This window comes from Arthrobacter sp. ok909 (assembly GCF_900104405.1).
Taxonomy (GTDB): domain Bacteria; phylum Actinomycetota; class Actinomycetes; order Actinomycetales; family Micrococcaceae; genus Arthrobacter; species Arthrobacter humicola.
The window spans coordinates 422,379-441,073 of the sequence record NZ_FNJS01000001.1; the positions used below are offsets into that span (position 1 = coordinate 422,379).

Annotated in this window: 16 protein-coding genes; 8 read left to right on the plus strand and 8 right to left on the minus strand. The window is 67.1% G+C overall.

The features are described 5' to 3' along the window. Positions 1 to 54: 54 nt before the first annotated feature. Positions 55 to 819, minus strand: coding sequence for a GntR family transcriptional regulator (locus tag BLR03_RS01895; protein ID WP_254788102.1), 765 nt, complete (start codon positions 817 to 819; stop codon positions 55 to 57). 107 nt (positions 820 to 926) lie between these two features. Here BLR03_RS01895 and BLR03_RS01900 point away from each other — a divergent pair, with 107 nt between their 5' ends. From BLR03_RS01900 to BLR03_RS01915, 4 genes are all read left to right on the plus strand, one after another. Further along, positions 927 to 1,685 carry a LamB/YcsF family protein gene (locus tag BLR03_RS01900; RefSeq protein ID WP_091248660.1) on the plus strand — a complete coding sequence of 253 codons (759 nt, stop codon included), beginning with the start codon at positions 927 to 929 and terminating at the stop codon, positions 1,683 to 1,685. Positions 1,686 to 1,833: 148 nt separating this feature from the next. Continuing rightward, positions 1,834 to 3,171, plus strand: coding sequence for an MFS transporter (locus BLR03_RS01905; protein WP_091248663.1), 1,338 nt, complete (start codon positions 1,834 to 1,836; stop codon positions 3,169 to 3,171). 47 nt (positions 3,172 to 3,218) lie between these two features. Next, entirely contained in the window at positions 3,219 to 4,958 is a 1,740-nt protein-coding gene (locus BLR03_RS01910) for a 5-oxoprolinase subunit B/C family protein (RefSeq protein WP_091248863.1), read from the plus strand. After that, complete coding sequence (locus BLR03_RS01915) at positions 4,958 to 6,715, plus strand: acetyl/propionyl/methylcrotonyl-CoA carboxylase subunit alpha (protein WP_091248664.1); 1,758 nt, start codon at positions 4,958 to 4,960, stop codon at positions 6,713 to 6,715. Before BLR03_RS01910 ends, BLR03_RS01915 begins: the two co-directional genes overlap by 1 nt. Before the next feature lie 141 nt (positions 6,716 to 6,856). Here the strand turns inward: BLR03_RS01915 and BLR03_RS01920 are convergent, their stop codons facing one another. Together BLR03_RS01920 and BLR03_RS24285 are read right to left on the minus strand one after the other, a co-directional pair. Further along, entirely contained in the window at positions 6,857 to 7,033 is a 177-nt protein-coding gene (locus BLR03_RS01920; RefSeq protein WP_091248667.1) for a CsbD family protein, read from the minus strand. Positions 7,034 to 7,233: 200 nt separating this feature from the next. Then, on the minus strand, positions 7,234 to 7,386 hold the full coding sequence (locus BLR03_RS24285) for a hypothetical protein (protein WP_175460370.1): 153 nt from the start codon (positions 7,384 to 7,386) through the stop codon (positions 7,234 to 7,236). 232 nt (positions 7,387 to 7,618) lie between these two features. Here BLR03_RS24285 and BLR03_RS01925 point away from each other — a divergent pair, with 232 nt between their 5' ends. After that, positions 7,619 to 8,362, plus strand: a complete 744-nt coding sequence (locus BLR03_RS01925; protein ID WP_091248668.1) for an HD domain-containing protein — start codon at positions 7,619 to 7,621, stop codon at positions 8,360 to 8,362. Here the strand turns inward: BLR03_RS01925 and BLR03_RS01930 are convergent. Further along, positions 8,291 to 8,737, minus strand: coding sequence for an HAD family hydrolase (locus tag BLR03_RS01930; protein WP_254788103.1), 447 nt, complete (start codon positions 8,735 to 8,737; stop codon positions 8,291 to 8,293). The genes BLR03_RS01925 and BLR03_RS01930 overlap by 72 nt on opposite strands. A 105-nt stretch (positions 8,738 to 8,842) precedes the next feature. Beyond that, the gene (locus BLR03_RS01935) at positions 8,843 to 10,114 is read right to left on the minus strand and encodes a DUF1479 domain-containing protein (RefSeq protein ID WP_091248669.1); all 1,272 of its coding nucleotides are present in this window, start codon (positions 10,112 to 10,114) and stop codon (positions 8,843 to 8,845) included. A 310-nt stretch (positions 10,115 to 10,424) separates the two neighbouring features. On the opposite strand from BLR03_RS01935, the gene BLR03_RS01940 reads away from it, so the two are divergent. Then, the gene (locus BLR03_RS01940) at positions 10,425 to 11,564 is read left to right on the plus strand and encodes an ROK family protein (RefSeq protein ID WP_139184453.1); all 1,140 of its coding nucleotides are present in this window, start codon (positions 10,425 to 10,427) and stop codon (positions 11,562 to 11,564) included. Between the two features lie 80 nt (positions 11,565 to 11,644). Here BLR03_RS01940 and BLR03_RS01945 read toward each other — a convergent pair whose 3' ends face one another. Then, entirely contained in the window at positions 11,645 to 13,132 is a 1,488-nt protein-coding gene (locus BLR03_RS01945) for a chlorohydrolase family protein (RefSeq protein ID WP_091248672.1), read from the minus strand. 392 nt (positions 13,133 to 13,524) lie between these two features. On the opposite strand from BLR03_RS01945, the gene BLR03_RS01950 reads away from it, so the two are divergent. Next, positions 13,525 to 14,790 (plus strand): DUF3100 domain-containing protein, encoded by a 1,266-nt coding sequence (locus BLR03_RS01950; RefSeq protein WP_254788104.1) that lies wholly within the window; start codon positions 13,525 to 13,527, stop codon positions 14,788 to 14,790. A gap of 209 nt (positions 14,791 to 14,999) precedes the next feature. Next, positions 15,000 to 16,316, plus strand: a complete 1,317-nt coding sequence (locus BLR03_RS01955) for an MFS transporter (RefSeq protein ID WP_254788105.1) — start codon at positions 15,000 to 15,002, stop codon at positions 16,314 to 16,316. A gap of 78 nt (positions 16,317 to 16,394) precedes the next feature. On the opposite strand, the gene BLR03_RS01960 is transcribed toward BLR03_RS01955, so the two are convergent. Both BLR03_RS01960 and BLR03_RS01965 read right to left on the minus strand, forming a co-directional pair. Continuing rightward, the gene (locus BLR03_RS01960) at positions 16,395 to 17,636 is read right to left on the minus strand and encodes an amidohydrolase family protein (protein WP_091248677.1); all 1,242 of its coding nucleotides are present in this window, start codon (positions 17,634 to 17,636) and stop codon (positions 16,395 to 16,397) included. Positions 17,637 to 17,659: 23 nt separating this feature from the next. Further along, positions 17,660 to 18,691, minus strand: coding sequence for an ABC transporter ATP-binding protein (locus BLR03_RS01965; protein ID WP_091248680.1), 1,032 nt, complete (start codon positions 18,689 to 18,691; stop codon positions 17,660 to 17,662). Between the last annotated feature and the right edge of the window lie 4 nt (positions 18,692 to 18,695).

The window sequence follows — 18,695 nt, forward strand, 5'->3', positions numbered from 1 at the left end:
GACCAAGTTCAACCGGCGCGCACTAATCGTCGCCGGGCTTTCCTGACCGGCCGCTCAGTCTCCGTGGACGGCGGCCTGGCGCTCCTCGGAACGGTCCAGGTAGGCCAGCAGCAGGTCCCCGGCGCGGTCCAGGTCGCCGGCTTCCAAGGCCGCGCAAATTTCCTCGTTGTCAGGCAGGTAACCCCGGTAGAAGTGCGCATCCAGGGTGGCCTTGTGGAAGAAGAGCCGCATCTCGGCAAGGACCTGGGCCATGATCGTGTCCAGCCGGCGGCTCTCCGCGAGGGCCACGATCGCGCCGTGGAAATGCTGGTTGGCGTTACCAAGGGCCTCTTCGTCGCCGGCGGCCGCCGCGGCTTTGCCCTCCTCGACGGCCGCACGGACCGCTGCCACGCGCTCGGGGCTGCCGCCGCCGCGGATCGCGCTCACTTCGACGGCGCGGCGCACCGCGTAGACGTCGTGGATGTCCCCGGCCTCCAGGCTGGCCACGAAGACGCCCCGGTTCGGGTGGCGGACCACCAAACGCTCGGCCGCCAGTTCAGCGAAAGCCTCGCGGACGGTGTTACGGGAGACGCCCAGATCCTCCGCGATGGTCGATTCTGTGAGCCGGGCTCCCGGCAGGAGCAGCCCCTCCGCCAGTTGCAGGCGCAGTTCAGCCGCCACCCGGTCCGCCACGGACGGCACCGCCACGCGTAGCCGTGCCGCCGCACCCAGGGCAGCCCCTGCCGCGGCCTCGCGCTTCTTATCCGCCACGGCGCCGGTGCCCGCTCCGTTTCGAGGCGTGGAGGGAAGGACTCGGGATCCTGCTTCGGAGCTGGTCATACTCCAGAATTTACACGATCGTCACATCGTTGGATTGAAGAATCGTTGAACAATCTGAACTTTTGGTGCATCCTAGATAGGGGCCCAATCATGAGATGAGGATCACAATGGCAACGATCGACCTGAACAGCGACGTCGGCGAGTCGTATGGGCGGTGGACGCTGGGGGACGATATGGCGATGTTTCGCTCCGTCTCCAGCGCCAACGTGGCGTGTGGATTCCACGCCGGCGACCCCAGCGTGATCCGCCTGACCTGCCGCGAGGCCGTTGCTGCCGGCATCATGATCGGAGCGCACGTCGGCTACCGCGACCTCGCCGGTTTCGGCCGCCGATTCCTGGACATCGATCCCGGCGAACTGGCGGACGACGTCGTCTACCAGATCGGCGCGCTGCAGGCCCTGGCTGCGGCAGAAGGCGGCAAGGTGGCCTACGTGAAGCCGCACGGCGGCCTCTACAACGCGATCGTGGCGCACACCGCGCAGGCGCGCGCCGTCGTCGAGGCCGTGAAATCGGTGGACCCGAACCTGCCGATCCTGGGCCTTCCGGGCTCGGAGGTGCTGCGCCTGGCCGAGGCCGCCGGTCTCCGGGCCGTCACCGAAGCCTTCGCCGACCGGGCCTACAACCCGGACGGCACGCTCGTCTCCCGCGCGCTCCCCGGTGCGGTCCTGCACGACCACACGGAGGTCACGGAGCATGTCCTCCGGATGGCCACCGATTCCGCCGTCCGCACGATTGACGGCTCCATCCTGAAGATCCGTGCGGAGAGCATCTGCGTGCACGGAGACTCCCCCGGAGCCGTCACCATGGCCGCGGCCGTCCGCGAGGCGCTCAACGCCGCCGGAATCACCACCGCCGCGTTCGTCTAAGTCAGCCCCCGGAAAGCAAGGCCCCCGTCCGGGCCGACGCTCACAGCATTGCAGCACCACAGCACCACAGCATCACACCGGATCCGCCCGGTCCCCCCGACCGCACACCACGCAACAGGCAGCACCCCGCACACCTGGAGGAAAAATCATGACCACACCGCAGCAGGCCACCCCGGCCGCCAGCAAGAGGAAGCTGCCGCCCGGCGCCGTCAAGGCCTACATCGCGAGCCTCACCGGCACGTCGCTGGAATACTACGACTTCGCGATCTACTCGGTGGCGTCGGCACTGATCTTCCCCAAGATCTTCTTTCCCGTGGGCGATGAGCTGGTCGGCTTGCTGCTGTCCTTCTCCACGTTCGCGGTCGGCTACCTCGCCCGCCCCATTGGCGGCGTGATCTTCGGCCGGCTTGGCGACAAGATCGGCCGCAAGCATGTCCTGGTGGTCACCCTCATGCTGATCGGCGTCGCCACCGTGCTCATCGGCGTGCTGCCCGGCTACGCGGCCATCGGCGTCGCCGCCCCGGCGATCCTGGTCCTGCTGCGCCTGGCGCAGGGTATTGGCGTCGGCGGCGAATGGGGCGGGGCCGTCCTGCTCTCCAGCGAATTCGGCAATGCCCGGAAACGCGGCTTCTGGTCCTCGGCCGCCCAGATCGGCCCGCCCGCCGGCAACCTGATGGCCAACGGCGTCCTGGCCCTCCTCGCGGCAACCCTCAGCACCGAGGCCTTCCTCTCTTGGGGCTGGCGCGTGGCCTTCCTCGCCTCCGCTCTCCTGGTGGTCTTCGGCCTCCTGATCCGACTCAAGCTCGAGGAAACCCCCGTCTTCAAGGCCATCCAGGCCCACGGCGAGGCACCCAAGGCCCCCATCAAGGAGGTCTTCACCAAAGAACCCCGCGCCCTCGTGGCCGCCGCCCTGTCCCGGATCTGCCCGGACGTGCTCTACTCCCTGTTCACGGTGTTCGTGGCCCTCTACGCCACCAAACAGCTCGGCATGACCACTGGGAACGTCCTCGGCGCCATCCTGATCGGCTCCGCCTTCCAGTTGTTCCTGATCCCCGCCGCCGGTGCCCTCACGGACCGCTTCAACCGCCGCCTCGTGTACGGCATCGCGACGGTCGGAACTGCCTTGTACATCCCGCTGTTCTTCCTCATGATCCAGGGCAAGTCCGTCCTCATGCTGACCATCGGCGTTGTGATCGGGCTGGCGCTTCACGCCTTCATGTACGGCCCGCAGGCCGCTTTCATCACCGAGCAGTTCCCGGCCCGCCTGCGCTACGCCGGCAGCTCGCTGGCCTACACCCTTGCCGGTGTGATCGGCGGCGCCGTGGCGCCCCTGATCTTCACCGCCCTCTACGCCGCGACCGGCAACTGGTACCTGATCGCCGGCTACCTGGCCGTTGCCGCCGTCGTGACCGTGATCGGCCTGGCAATCGGCCGGAACCCGCAGACCCAGGAGGAAGAGCGGCTCCTGCAGGAAGCCCACGTCTGAGTGGCGCGGATCCTTTCAGGAAAACGGTGGCGATGATGGAGACAGCAATGGAAACCCTGGCAGTTCAGAACGACGCGGTTCAGCAGGGCACGGTTCACAAGGTCCGCTCCGTGCGGGCGGTGGGCACCCGTGCCGTCCTCGCCGAGCTCTCCGGCACCCAGGACGTCCTTGCCCTGCAGGCTCTGCTCCTCGAGACGCCGCTGCCGGGTCAGCAGGACATCCTGGCCGCCGCCGAGACCGTCTTGGTCAAGGCCGATTCCCCGGCCTCGGCCCGGCGCATCGCCGCCCGGTTGCTGCAGCTCGACCTCACCGCCCCCGCGCAGCGCGGCGGCGAGCTGGTGGTCATCGACACCGTGTACGACGGCGAGGACCTCGCCGAAGTCGGACAGCTTACCGGTCTGGGAGCCGAGGGCGTGATCGCCGCCCATTCCGGCCAGGTCTGGACCGTGGCCTTCGCCGGCTTCGCACCCGGCTTCGGCTACATGGTGGGGGAGAACCAGCAGCTGGAAGTGCCCCGCCGCAGCTCGCCCCGCACCGCCGTCCCCGCGGGCTCCGTGGCGCTGGCCGGCAACTATTCGGCCGTGTACCCGCGCCGCTCCCCGGGCGGCTGGCAGCTGATCGGCCGCACCAACGCCCGGATGTGGGACCTGGACCGGGAGCAGCCCGCCCTGGCAGCCCCCGGCCACCGGGTGCAGTTCCGCCCCGTCCGGGATGCAGTCGCGCTTGTAGGAGAGTCGGCCGCTGAGTCAGTCGCGGAGCCAGCCGCCGAGTCCGCCGCCGGGCCGGCCCCGGAGGCCGCCACGGAAATTTCCGGATCCATGCCGGAACCCGCCGTTAAACAGGGCATCACAGCCGGACTCCGGATCGTGTCGCCGGGCGTGCAGAGCCTCGTTCAGGACCTCGGCCGGCACGGCCACTCCGGCCTCGGCGTCTCCGCCGCCGGCGCGCTGGACCGGGCCTCGCTGCGCCGGGCCAACCGCCTCGTCGGGAACGCGCCGTCGGCCGCCGCCATTGAGACCGTCGCCGGCGGCCTCAAAGTCCAGGCCGCCGGGGACCAGGTCCTCGCGGTTGCGGGGGCGCCGTCGGAACTGAGCATCGAGTCGGCGCCGGACGGCACCGGGGAGACCTGGCACCGCACCGCGCCGATGGCCTCCCCCTTCGCTCTGCTCGACGGCGAAACGCTCAGCGTCGGTGCTCCGCAGAGCGGATTCCGCAGCTACCTCGCTGTCCGCGGCGGAGTGGGCGTCTCTCCGGTGCTGGGCAGCCGCTCCACGGACACCATGTCCGGAATCGGCCCCGCACCGCTGACCGCCGGGCAGCTCCTTGCCGCCGGCGGCGAGGCCGAGTCCGGCGTCGTCGGGCACCCTGAGCTGCAGCCGGACTACCCCGGCACCGGGGTGACCGTCCTCGACGTCGTCCCCGGCCCGCGCGCCGACTGGTTCGGTCAGGCCGCCCTGGACTCCTTCACCGGCCAGGACTGGGAGGTGAAGCCGCAGTCCAACCGCGTCGGCATGCGGCTGGAGGGGAGGCCGCTGCAGCGCACCCGCCAAGGCGAGCTGCCCAGCGAAGGCACCGTGGCGGGCGCCCTCCAGATCCCGCCGGAGGGGCTGCCCGTGCTCTTCCTCGCCGACCACCCGATCACCGGCGGCTACCCGGTGATCGCCGTGGTGGTCGACTCCCAGTTGGACCTCGCCGCGCAGGTCCCCATCGGCGGGAAGATCCGCTTCCGCTGGGCCGAATCCAGCACCATCGAACACAACACCACCGAAAAAGAAGTGAGTAACTGATGCGCAAGGTCCTGATCGCCAACCGTGGAGAAATCGCGGTCCGCATAGCCCGGGCCTGCGATGACGCGCAGCTGGCGTCCGTCGCCGTGTACGCCGACATCGACGCCGATGCCCTGCACGTCTCCGCCGCGGATGAGGCCTTCAGCCTGAACGGCAACTCGCCCGCGGACACCTACCTGAACATCCCCAAGCTCCTCGCCGTGGCCGCCGAGTCCGGAGCGGACGCCGTCCACCCCGGCTACGGCTTCCTCTCCGAGAACGCCGACTTCGCCCAGGCCGTCCTGGACGCCGGCCTGACCTGGATCGGCCCCAGCCCGGACGCGATCCGGCTGCTCGGCAACAAGATCACGGCCCGCGACGCCGCGGTCCGTGCCGGCGCACCGCTGGTCGCCGGCAGCGACGGTCCCGTGGACACGGCCGCCGAGGCCCGCGCCTTCGCCGAGCAGCACGGCCTGCCGATCGCCATCAAGGCCGCCTTCGGCGGCGGCGGACGCGGCATGAAGGTGGTCCGGGTCCTCGACGAGGTCGAGGAAGCCTTCGACTCCGCCGTCCGTGAGGCGATCGCCGCGTTCGGCCGCGGAGAGTGCTTCGTCGAGCGCTACCTGGACCGCCCCCGCCACGTCGAGGCGCAGGTCCTGGCAGACGCGCACGGCAACGTCGTCGTCGTCGGAACCCGCGACTGCTCCCTCCAGCGCCGTCACCAGAAGCTCCTCGAGGAGGCTCCCGCACCGTTCCTCAGCGCGGAGCAGACCACGCTGATCTACAACGCCGCCAAGGCCGTCTGCCGGGAGGCCGGCTACTCCGGCGCCGGCACGGTGGAATTCCTGGTCGCCGCCGACGGAACGGTGGCGTTCCTGGAGGTCAACACGCGCCTTCAGGTGGAGCACCCCATCACCGAGGAAACCACCGGAATCGACCTCGTCCAGGAACAGTTCCGGATCGCGGCGGGGGAGCCGCTGCGCCTGACCGAGGACCCGGCACCGCGCGGCCACGCCTTCGAATTCCGGCTCAACGCCGAGGACGTGGGCCGCGGCTTCCTGCCCTCGCCCGGCACCATCGGCGAGTTCGCCGGCCCCACCGGCCCGGGCATCCGGCTGGACACCGGGGTCCGCTCCGGCTCCTTCGTGGCGCCGCAGTTCGACTCCCTGCTCGCAAAGCTGATCGTCACGGGCGCGAACCGCCAGCAGGCCCTGCGCCGCGCCCGCCGCGCCCTCGCCGAGATGCGCATCACCGGCGTCGCCACCGTGCTGCCCTTTCACCGGGCCGTGCTCGAGTCCCCGGACTTCACCTCCGAGGACGCGCTGGGCATCCACACCCGCTGGATCGAAACCGACTTCGCGGACAGTGTCTACATCCCGGCCGATCCCGATTACAGCACCACCGCGCCCGACGGCGAACGCCGCACCATCACCGTCGAGGTGGACGGCCGCCGTCTGGCCGTCGGGCTTCCGGCCGACCTGTTGGACGGCTGGGCACGCTCCGGCGGGGCGGCACCTGCCGGCGTGGCGGTAGTGTCCGACGGCGGTACTGCCGCCGCTGCCCACCCCGGGGAACTGCGTGCCGACATGGCCGGCACCGTGGTGAAGTGGCTGGTCGAACCGGGCGCCGAGGTTTCGACCGGGGACCCTGTGGTTGTTCTGGAAGCCATGAAGATGGAAACCCAGGTCTCCGCGCACCGGGACGGGACCGTTACCGACGTCCGCACCGAGGCCGGCGGAGTGGTCACGGCCGGAGCGGTCCTGGCGCTGATCGGCTAAATGCTTTTGGAGGTCGTGCCGGGCCGTCCACGGTCTTTGCGCTTGCAGGTTTCCCGGCGAGAATCGGCGGCCCGCGGAAACGATATGCTGCGAGGCTTGGACGGAGGTGGACCGCACCTCCGCCCTCGGGCGGCGCGTTTTTCAGTGTTTCTTGAAGGCGTCTTTGACTTTTTCGCCGGCCTGCTTCAGGTCGGCTTTGATCTGCTGGCGTTTGCCCTCCGCCTTCAGTCGGTCGTTGCCGGTGGCATTGCCGGCGGCTGCTTTGCCCTTGCCGTGGAGTTTCTCGGCGGCGTTATGGATCTTCTCACCCAGGCCCATGATGATCTTCCTTATTTGGTCGCCCCCGCGACGTGAATGCCATGGAGGCCAACAATTAATTGTACGGACGGAACTGTCGAAAGTGGGGGCGATGGTCCAGCACCATATGCGGTGCCCCGCACTAACGTGCGTTTCTGGGGCAACAACCCAAATCAGCAACTAACCGAGCGGCTGCTGCGATGAAATGCGGGCTCAATGCTCTAGGCGATCAAGGAATGCAGATCGACTCCGAAGAGAGCCACGAGCGGCCAGAGAATTATGGCCGCCAGGCCTTCCAGAATATTGCCGGGAACGTTCCATGCCACAAGATATCCATGCGTGGCGGCGACCACTACGCCGATGGCAAGATACACGATCCCGATCAGACCTATTCCGCGCCCGCCAGATTGGCGCCTGCCTATTCCGCGCATCATCGCTCTTTTCCCGCTGCAGGGTGTGACTCCAATTATAGTCTCGCCGGGGTTGTTCGGGGAGGGGTACGGGCTTGCTTCGGCTCCGTCGGGCGGTAGAACCCGCCACTGGGCCGTTTCCGCTGGGCGGAAACGGCCCCTTGCCGTGCGTGCCGCGGGCGGGCAGGCTGGCTGGATGACCAAACTGCAGCCTGCCGCCAACATGTCCGGCCTTGACGTCTCGGCCGGGATCGAGGCGCAGCCGGACGGCGTTATCGCCCTGGATCCGGAGCTGGCGGCCCTTTGGGAGCTTGCGGCGCCGTTCCTGAAAGTCCGCGACAACGACGCCCACACGCTCTACGCCGTGGGGCTGGCCCGCGCGCTGCTGGATGCGCACCCGGAAGCGGATGCCGCCGTCGTCCTTCCCGCGATCATGCTGCACGATATCGGCTGGTCGCAGGTGCCGCCGGCGGAAGTCCTCCAGGCGATCGCGCCCGGAGGCGGGAGACCGGACCTGGTGCTGCTGCACGAGAAGGAGGGTGCCCGGCTCGCCGCCGGGATCCTCGCCGAGGCCGGGTACGACGCCGGGAAAGTGCCGGCCATCCTGGACATCATCGACGGCCACGACTCCCGGCGCGAGGCGCTCTCGATCGAGGACGCGATCGTCAAGGACGCGGACAAGACCTGGCGGCTCAGCCCGCACGGCATCGACACCGTGATGGACTGGTTCGGACTGGACCGCGGCCAGACCGTGCGCCTGTGCAGCCAGCGCGTCCACGGACACCTGTTCACGGCAGAGGCGCAGGCCATGGCCCGGGCGTTGTCGGCGCTGGAATCGGTGACGCTGTGGCCGCAGCGTCAGGCGCTGCTAACGGCGCAGGGCGGGCCGGAGGAAACGAAGATCATCGAGGGTGACGCCGGTGAGGGTCTCCCGGGTTGACCGGGACGGCCCGTCGGGGACAGGCCCAAGGTGTGGGATGACCAAGACTGTCATGCCGGCGGCCACGGCGCTGGCCGCCCCGGTGTCTGTGTCCTCGATGGCGAGGCAGTCTCGGGGGCGGATTCCCAAGGATGCCGCGGCCGTGAGGTACGGCTCGGCCAGGGGAACTCCGCGGTTGCGCATCTCGGCCGCGGATACCGGCAGGGGTTTGCCGATGAAGAAGGAGGCGTCGGCGTCGCTCCAGGGCACGTGGTATTCGGCGGCGAGATCGGCGCGGGCCTGGATCCAGAACGGTTCCGTGTCCACGAGCGTGCCGTCCATGTCCCAGAGCACGGCTGCGGGGTATCCGGTTCTGTTGTCCTGGATCTCAGGCAATGCTGTCCTTCCGTGGGTGGATCGCGGTGGGGCTGGCCGGTGGTCCCGCCGGCGTGGGCGCGATGGTCCAGGGACCGGTGCGCCGGCACCGACCGGGCGGCGTGACTAAACGCCCAGCCCGAGCGCCCGCCTGCCGATGGGGTTGAGGTCGTTCTCGGGGAACCGGTTATCCCAGTCGGTTTCGTAGTGCTCCTCGGGAAAGTCCCGCGGTGAGCGTCCGGCTTTGAAGTCCTCTGCCACGACGGCGGCGTACCGGTTGTTCTTCTCGCACTGGGGGGCTGCCGGGATGTACATGACGTTGCCCCATCCTTGTTGGTCCTGCACGGGGGCGACGGCGTGGATCACGTCGCAGTGCCACCACACCGAGTCGCCGGCCTGCACATCGGGGATGGACGAGAGCGCGCGCATCAGCAGAGGATGCCACTGCTCGCTGATCGGCAGGACCCGCCGCGGGCTGACGCCGCACAACTCGTCCTCCGGGACATCATCCAGCAGTGGACGAAGCAGGATGTAGGCCATCGCTTCGGGGATAGGGACCGTCTGCAGCACACCCTGGTCGTTGTTCATGTCCGAAAGCGCCGTCCAGCCCTGGAAGGTGCGGAAGGCCGAGCACATCGTGGATCCGCCCTCGTACTCGTCGACTTCGGTGCGGTAGGCGGCGTCCCAGGGGTCGTACTTCTCCGGTTCGCCGTCGAACACGTGCCGGAACACCTGCTGGTAGGCCGGCAGGAGCCACCGTTCCAGGGCGCCGGAGTCGGTGTGCGGGCCCAGGCCGCTCGAGTCGGCGCCCGGCGGGCGGCGGCGGATCCGGTCCGGGTACATCGAGTCCTGGTCCGGGTCGAACCAGATCCTCCCCTCGGATTCGAAGGTCCAGCGGCGGTTCAGGAATGACTGCACGGCGGCCATCCGCGGGTCCTGCCGCGCCTCCATCTGGGGTCGGGACCAATAGATCGGGTAGATCTCCGGGCGGGAGGCGGACAGGGTGCCGAAGAAGTCGTCCCCCGGGCCGCGGTACTTGGCATCGAAGTCATTGCTCTCCACGTAGTCCACGAGCTGCCGGTCCCATCCCAGCGCGGTCTCGTGGGGGAAGTGACCGCGGACGACGGCGCAGCCGCGCCGCTTCAGCGCGGCCAACTGGGCCTCGCTGACCTGACCGGATTCGATGTCCCCAAAGTTGATAACCGGCCAGACCTCCTCGCCGCGGGCCCGGATGGCCTCGATTTCCTCGACCTGTACCCGGATGCGGTCCTCGAGCCGGCGGAAGACTCCTTCGACATCGCCGATCCGGTGGCGCAGTTCGCGTTTGAGGGCGCGGATCTGGCCCGGAACATCGGCGGGGACCTGAGGGGCTTGGTGGACTGTGTCCTGTTCGCTCATTTTGATCGTTCCTTCTGTCGTCATTCCTGAACTGCTGTTTCTTGCATGGGGCACTTCGACGTGAGGGGGAGGCCTGCCGTCCGAGGGCACTTTCCGTGACACATCCCTGGGAGCTCGTGACCCCGGACTTCGCGAAGGCCTAGCTCATGGCGGCGGTCACCGGTGCCGGGGAGATCGGCCTGGATCCGAGGGGTAGCGGGCATCGGTTCCACAGCAATTCCTCCTATAGTAAAGAATCCTAACTAATTCTGATCTCCAGTGTAGGGCACTCCGTTACGATGGGGAAGACCCCTATCGGAGGACCCCTGCCTTGACCCGTTCCCCGCACTCCCTGGCCCCGGCTGCATCGACGCCGCAGGCATTGGCCACGGTCACTGACCGGCGATTCTTCGAACATCTCCGCCGCAACGGGCCCAGCTCCCGGGCGGCCATCGCAGCGGCCGCCGGATTGTCCAAGCCCACCGCCTCCGAGGCGGCCACCCGGCTGACGGAAGCCGGCCTGATAAGTGAGACGGGCCAGTCGGCCGGGCCGCGCGGCCGCACTGCGGCGATCTACGACATCGCCCCCGGCTACGGACATACTCTCGCCGTCGCTGTGACCACCGGCCGCGCCCAGCTCCGCGCCACTGATCTGCGCGGCAGCGTCGTGGGCGATTACCAGGTCTCGTCGGGAACGCCGCAGACCCGGGACCAGCTCGAGTCCGCCCTCGCCGGCCTGTTCGCCGAGTACCGGCGCGATGTCTCCACACCGTGCCTGGCCGCCGGCATCTCCCAGGCCAACCCCGTCGAGGCCGGCGGACAGGCCGTGCTGAGCCTGCCGAACGCACCCTTCCCCGAAGGGCAGTGGAACCTGAGCGAACGGTTTCTCGGCGACTGCCGGGGGCCGGTCCGGGTTGACAATGACGTCAACTGGGCGGCCCTGGCGGAGCGCGAGTCCGGAGCGATGCGCGGGGTCGACGACTTCCTGATGGTCTATGTCGGTGCCGGCATCGGTGCGTCCCTCGTCATGGGCGGCGAGGTGCGCCGCGGCTCACACGGCATCGCGGGAGAGATCGCCTATCTGCGGCACAATGGACGGACGCTGATGGAGCGTCTGCTTGAACTCGGGATCACCACGGCCGGCGGGCATTCCCTGGACATGGACCGTTACCACGGCCTCTTTACGGAACAGCCTGACTCCCCGGCGGCCGATGACTTCATCGAACTGCTGGGCGAAGCCATCGGCAACATGGCCACCCTGAGCGACCCCGCGGCAGTCGTGCTGAGCGGGCCGCTGGTGGACTGCCCGGCATTTGTGGTCCGTTTGCGCGTCATCCTGGTGCCGCACCTGCTGGAACCCTCAACACTGGTGACCGTCAGCGATCTCGGCACAGAAGGGCCCCTGGCCGGGGCCTCATTGCACGCCCGTGACGCGGCCGTCGAAGGAATCTGGGCCGAATACCGCCGGTGACCCGCCGGCCGCGGCACGGTGCCCAGACCCGGACGGCTGACAGATGGACGAATGCCGCCGGTGAGTTCACGCGAGGTTATCTACTTTTCGATGACCGGCTGGATCTGCTTCAGTTCATGAAAAGTGGGAGGAAACAGTTGCTCGGGCGTTCGGTGTTCACTGTCGCGCTCCGAATACGCTTGCTTCATCTTTTCGAAAAGCCGTTGGGCCTCCGTTTTCAGGCCCGGGATATCGATCCCCGGGATGACGCCGTCGCGCATGATCAAGCGCCCGGCGACGACGGAATGAGTGGCCTGCCGTGCCGTTCCGTTGAGCAGGAGGGTTCGAATCGGGTCGTCCAGGACTCCGTCCCTGATGTCGTCAAGGGAGAACGCAACGAGGTCGGCCTGGGTTCCCACTTCCAACTTCCCCAGGTCCGGGCGGTCCAGGGCGCGCGCGCCGCCAAGGGTTGCCGCTTCAAAGTAGTGCTCCGCGGGGGCCGCGTCCGGCCTGTGGTCAAGAAGCTTGGCGAGGTGCACTCCGGTATCCATGCCCCGGATGAGGTCCGGCGGGAAGGAGTCCGTTCCGAGACACAGGTTGACGCCGGCCTCACGGAAGGCCGCGAACGAGTCGAGGGCCATGCCGTATCTGAAGGATGTGAGCGGACAGTGGATGATGGAGATGTCGGCCTCCGCCAGGGTCTGAAGGTCGCCCAGGTCGGTGCCATGCACGAGCGGATTGCGGTCCACGAAGATCCCGTGCGGGATGAGGAGGCGCTCATCCATTAGCCCTGTCTGTTTCAGGAGCTGGAGGGGAGTTAGTCCGTGCCAGCGTTGCAAGAGCTCCCGCTCCAGGGCCCCCTGAAGGCAGTGCAACCGTACAAGGGCATGCCGTTCGCGGGCGATTTCAGCCGTTGCACACAGAAGCTCCGCGGTCAGCGTCTCAATCCTGCACGGCAAAAGAACTCCGTTGACCAGGGGGTCCGCCAACTCCTGTGCGTAGTCAAGGAAACGAACGGCGTCGGCAAGCCCGGAACGCCCCTGCTCCTCGTCGAATGCGACATCACGTTGCCCATCGGCGCTGACGATATTGACCCCGGAACGGTAGGCCGGGCCCAGGTATCCCCGCAGCCCAATCTGGCGGGAGGTTTCAGCCATGCCGGCAAGCTCTTCAAAGCTTTCTGCCCAGGCGGAATGGATTTCCGATGCTATGGGCATGTACGTCGTGATGCCGTGCAGGGCCAGCTGCACCAAAGCGTATTTGCGGATGGTCTGGCGTTCCTGCGCCGTGAAGACGTCCGCGCGGCGGTTGCGGAAGTAGTCCTCGGACCATTGCAGTCCACTGGCCCGGTCCGCGGATGCCCACGAATCGATCAGCAGGTGATCGATGTCGGTGAGGGCGTCAAGATCGATCAGGCCCGGTGTGATGAGGGAGCGGCCAAGATCCAATGACTCGTCCGCGGGACCGTCGTAGTTCTGCCCGACGAAGACGATCTGACTGTCCTCATAGACAACGTCGCCGTCGCGGATGAGAACGTGTTGACCGGCTTCATGTCCGAGCACGAATTCCGCGCTGAATTTGGTGCGCAAACCAACCTCCGATTCGATGATGGGGCGGACACTCAGTCGGACCGCACAGATCAAACCATAGCGATTTTGGTATACCGATGCCAGAACGCGGATGGGATTGCTGGACGCCGATCTCCAGCAAGCCGCCAAAAAGCTGAGCTTAGAAAGTGATTTACATCTAGCCCGCACTGACCTATTCTATTTTGGTATACAAACCGGTTTGTGAGCTAGACACGACACGTACCCTCGACCGAGCAACCGCCTAGTACGGGTGGCAGGTCTTTCCCCAAAGGACAGTTACTCCCATGGCCTCAGAAGCCCAGTTAATCAATCAATCCGCCGCTGCGGTCCCGGATCAACAGATCACGCGCCGACACTGGTGGACGGTGGTAACCGTGTCGATGCTTGTCTCAGTGGCGGCCGTTCTGATTGGCACGTACAAGTTCCAGCTTGGGCCGGCCCCGGTGGTCCTCTTCCCGATCATCTGGGCCGTGGTCCTCGGTGGAATCCTCGGAACCCAGCGCGTCCGGCGCGTCTCCGGGGCAAGCCGAGCCGTTGCAACTCTGCTCTTGGAGATTGGCATCATCCTCTTCCTCGCCCGGCTCGGCACCCAGATCGGGCCGTCACTGGCGAAAGTGACTGAGATCGGTCCCGCCATCCTTCTTCAGGAAGTAGGGCACATCTTCGGCACCGTCATACTGGCGCTGCCGATTGCCGTAGCCATGGGCCTGGGCAGGGTAGCGGTCGGAGCCACCTGGTCAATCGACCGCGAATCCTTCCTCGCCTTCGCCATACAGCGCTTTGGAGTCCGTTCCGGCGAGTACAGGGGCGTCTTCTCCGTATGGTTGCTCGGCAGCCTCTTTGGTGCTGTATTCATCTCCCTGCTCGCCGGATTCCTCGGCGGACTAAACATCTTCGATCCCCGCGCATTGGCCCTGGGACTTGGACTCGGCTCAGCGTCGATGATGCTCGGGGGCGTCGGGGCGCTGTCCCTGATCTACCCGGATCAGGCCGGCGAAATCATGGCGCTGGCCGCGTTGTCCAACCTCGTCACGAACATCGTCGGCTTCTATGCGGGAGTCTTCCTGTCGCTGCCTCTGTGCCGGAGGCTCTACGCCTTCTGGAGCCGCCTCTTCGGAAAGGACGACGACGGCCGGTCCACCCGCGGGGCACGCAACACGCAGGCGCTGCCTGCCTCAGCGCGGCTTGCCCCTCCGGTAGCAGTGGATGTGGACCCCACGCTCAAGGTGACGCCGCGCATCACCGTTCTCGCCTTTGCCATCGCCGGAGCCTCGGCCCTTGTCATGAACGTCCTGGGGACAAGGAACTTTTCCTGGAATGATGCGGCGGGCATGATTGTCCTGCTGCTGCTGACGGGCCTGTCATTCCGTCTGGCGCGGTTGCTGCCGTCGGTGCCATCAAGCGTGTGGGTACTGACCATCACAACGGTGCTTTCGGCGCCGCTCCTGCCCACTGCGGGGCTCATCGCCGGGCTGACCCAGCACCTGGACGTCATTCTCATCGGGCTGCCGGCGCTGACCTTGATCGGGCTCACCGTCGGGCGGGACATCAAGGCGCTGAAGTCCCTGAGTTGGAAGATCGTCGTGGTTGCCTTAGTGACTTACAGTGCATCCTTCATTGCGGCGGCCGCCCTGGGGCAGATGGCCCTCGGGCGGTAACGGAACGGGCGCCGAGCCGCCGGAAACGACGAGTCAGTGGGGCGCAGGGGGCGACGGCGGAATTCGCCGTCGCCCTGGCCCGTCTCCCGCCTCAAGGCTTTGGTATTCCAAAAGGAAGTTCCGGGGTGTGCAAGGCCGCGGGATTCTCCACCCAGCAACAACAAGAGAAATCTCGCTGTACTCTTGGTATACCAAATAATTTTCAGGAGATGACTGTGGAAGAAATCCCCCAAGCCCCCGGGGAGCGGTCCCGGACACCTCCGGCTTCAAAGATCGCATGGACCCTGATCGCCTTGAGCCTCGTTTCCATCAACCTTCGACCGGCGATTACAACCGTTGCCGGATCCATGGGGCAGTTGGAACAGGGGCTCGGGATAAATGCCCGGATGCTTCCCCTGCTCGCGGCGCTACCGGTGCTTGCCTTCGGGATTTCCGCCCCATGTGGGCCATGGCTCGCCCGGCGTCTGGGAGCAGGGCGCGCCGTCGCCCTTGCGATGCTGATGTTGGCCGCCGCACTGACCGCCCGCGTTCTGCTGCCGGCCCTCATGCTCCCCGGGACGTTCCTGGCCGGCATGGCGATTATGACCGGCAGCGTTCTGTTGCCCCAGATCGTCAAAGCCAACAAGGGGAACGGCTGGTGGACGGGGCTGTGCAGCATGGGCTTCGGTCTGGGAGCGGCACTGGGAGCGGGGCTGATACAGCCGCTGCAGCACGTATTGGGCGGAAGCCTGCAGGGTGCGCTGGCCATGTGGGCTATTCCTGCCGTGCTGGGGGCAGCGCTGATCCTCAGGCATGGCGACAGGCGTGCGGGACCCGTTGACCCGGGGACCGGCGTTTCCCCCTCACGCGGTTACGTCTCCGGCAGCCCGACTGCTGACGCGGAGCGGCCCCGTGCAGCACGAGCACTGCGGTACCAGGCAACTGCCTGGGCGGTGACAGCATTCTTTGGTCTCCAGGCGATGCTGTATTTTGCGGTTACTTCCTGGCTGACGGTCTTCCTCGTATCGATTGGCCTCGCTGCAGGTGACGCTGCGGCGCTCCTTGCCTGGTTCAGCGTGGCCGGCCTTCCCGCCAGCCTATTGGCACCCGTGCTGGCCAGCCGGCCGGCGGTTCTCAAGATCATGGCACCAGGTTTGGGGGTGCTCGTGGCGGCCGCGTTGCTCGGCGTACTGGCAGGCCCGGCTGAGCTGCAGTTCCTCATGGTGGGTGTTTTGGGGGTTGTCCAGAGCGCAGGATTCGGGCTTGCCCTTGCACTCGTGGTGCTCCGGTCGACGGGGCCTCAAACGGCCGGGAAACTGTCGGCGATGAGCCAGGGCCTGGGTTTCGCCCTCGCCTCCCTGGGACCTTTGGGGGCTGCCCTGCTTCATGATGTGACCGGCGGCTGGGACGCTGCGTTCTGGGCCTTGGCAGGAGTGGCCATGCTGCTGGCGCTGGCGGGGTACTTCGCGGTGAATGGACGCATCGTGTCCGTCGAGGAAGGAACTGTGCCCGCCGGAGAGGCCCGGCTGGCTGGCGTAGGAAGCTGATCCAGGCATAAAGCCAGCTAAAAGACAGAAAAAGCGGCAGGTCCCTCAAGCGAGGGACCTGCCGCTTTTGTTGCGGGGCTAAGGAACCAGTTGCAGCTGGTCCGCCACGACGCGTCCGCGGTGGATCACGGTGCGGTCGGCGCCCCGGTCCATGACCGCGGAGGCGACCGTCTCGCCATCGACCAGCAGCAGCTCGGCCGGATCGCCGGCCTCAAGGCCCGGCCGGTGCGCGGTGCCTTTCAGCCGGGTGGCGGCCGGATCCAGAACGCTGGCGCCGCCCACTGTGGCGATCGCAAGGCAGTGTTCGATCAGCTCGTCCCGGCGGAAGCCGTGGGTGAAGGCGAGCTGCCAGGTGCGGTCCAGCATGTCGGTATTGCCGTAGGGGGACCAGTAGTCGCGCTGGCCGTCTTCGCCGAGACCGACGCGGACTCCGGCCTCGGCCAGGAGCGGGAGCGGGAGCTGGCCGGATACCGCCGGAGCCACGGAGGCCATGGAAACGTCCAGCTCCGCGAACTCCTCGATCAGCCGGCGCGTGGTCTCCTCGGAGACGCTGCCCAGCTGATAGGCATGCGACATGGTGACCTTGCCCTGCATCCCCAGGGCGCGCGTGCGCTCCAGGACGAGGTCCGTGCTGAACACACCGAGCTCACCGGGCTCGTGGAGGTGGATGTCGATGGGAACCTGGTACTTCTCCGCGAGGCCGAAAACGATGTCCAGATGACGTGCGGGATCGCGATCCAGGCTGCACGGATCAATGCCACCCATCACGTTGGCCCCGGCCTTGAGTGCTGCCACCATCAGCGGGACGGTGCCCTCCTCGAGCAGGAGGCCGGCCTGCGGGAACGCGATGATTTCGACGTCGGCCTGGTCCTTGAATTGTTCCTTGGCGGCCACAACGGCCTCGAAGCGCTCCAGCCGGCAGTCCACGTCAATCTGGGCGTAGGAACGGACGCGGGTGGTACCGCGCGCGATCATCCGGCCCAGCGTGTTGTTGACCCGTTCCTGCAGCGGGACCTCGGCGTTGCGCCAGTTCTCCCGGTCGTTCATCATCATGGTCCAAACGCCGGGACCGCCGGTGTGCTCGCGGAACGGCAGGCCGATGCGGGTCGAGTCCAGGTGGACGTGGACATCCGAGAAGGACGGGAGCAGCAACCGGCCGCGGCCCTCCACGACCGTGACTGTCTCGCCCAGGGTGCCGGACGAGTCCGACGGCGTTCGAGCCGGGTCATGCGGTTCGACGCCGGCGATCTTGCCGTCCTTGACCAGGACGTCGCTCAGCGGCTGTCCCCATGGACGGACGGCGCGGATCAGGGTAGTCAATGTAATGCTCCTTTGTGTTGGGTCTATTGCACACCGGCGGGGGCGGCAGTTGCCAGCCCCGCGTGGTGGCATGCCGGGGCGGCTGGGCCGGCCGGCGAGGGAACGTCGCTGATGCAGAGCTGTTGCTGGTTTCCGGGCAGCGTGCCGAACAGCGGACAGCGGGTGCGGAAGACGCAACCGCTGGGCGGGTTGGCCGGTGACGGAAGGTCTCCGCGGAGCCGGATCTTCACCTGCTGCCGGGCTGCCCGCGGATCGGGCAGCGGCACGGCGGACAGCAGCGCCTGCGTATACGGGTGCCGGGGAAGACGGAACAGTTCCTCGCGGGGACCCTGTTCAACAATCTTGCCCAGGTACATGACGGCCACCTGATGGGAGATGTGCCGGACGACGGAGAGGTCGTGGGCAATGAAGATGTACGCGACACCGGTGTCGCGCTGGATCTCCTGGAGCAGGTTGACCACCTGCGCCTGGACGGAGACGTCCAGGGCGGACACCGGTTCGTCGCACACGATCACCGAGGGGTTCAACGAAATGGCCCGGGCGATACCCACGCGCTGGCGCTGGCCGCCAGAGAATTCATGCGGAAAGCGGTTGTAGTGTTCGGGCTTGAGGCCCACCTGTTCCATGAGTTCTTTGACGCGGTTCTTCAGTCCGGCGGGCGGATTGATCTTCTGCGCCACCATCGGCGCGGCGATCGCGGTACCGACCGTCTGCCTCGGGTTGAGCGACGCGAACGGGTCCTGGAAGATCATCTGGACCTTGCGTCGGAAGTTGTACAGATCCTGCCCGCGCAACTGGCTGATGTCGACGCCGTCGACGACGATCCGTCCGCCCGTGGGGTCCAGCAGGCGGGCGACCATGCGGCCCGTCGTGGACTTTCCGCACCCGGACTCACCCACAAGGCCGAGCGTCTGGCCTCGTTCGAGACTGAATGAGACGCCGTCGACGGCCTTGACGGTTTTGGCTGCGCGGCCACCGCCGGGGGAGAAGAGCCCCCCCTTGACGGGGAAATGCTTTTGAAGGTTCTCCACCTGGAGAATTGGCTGCCTGTCCATGGCG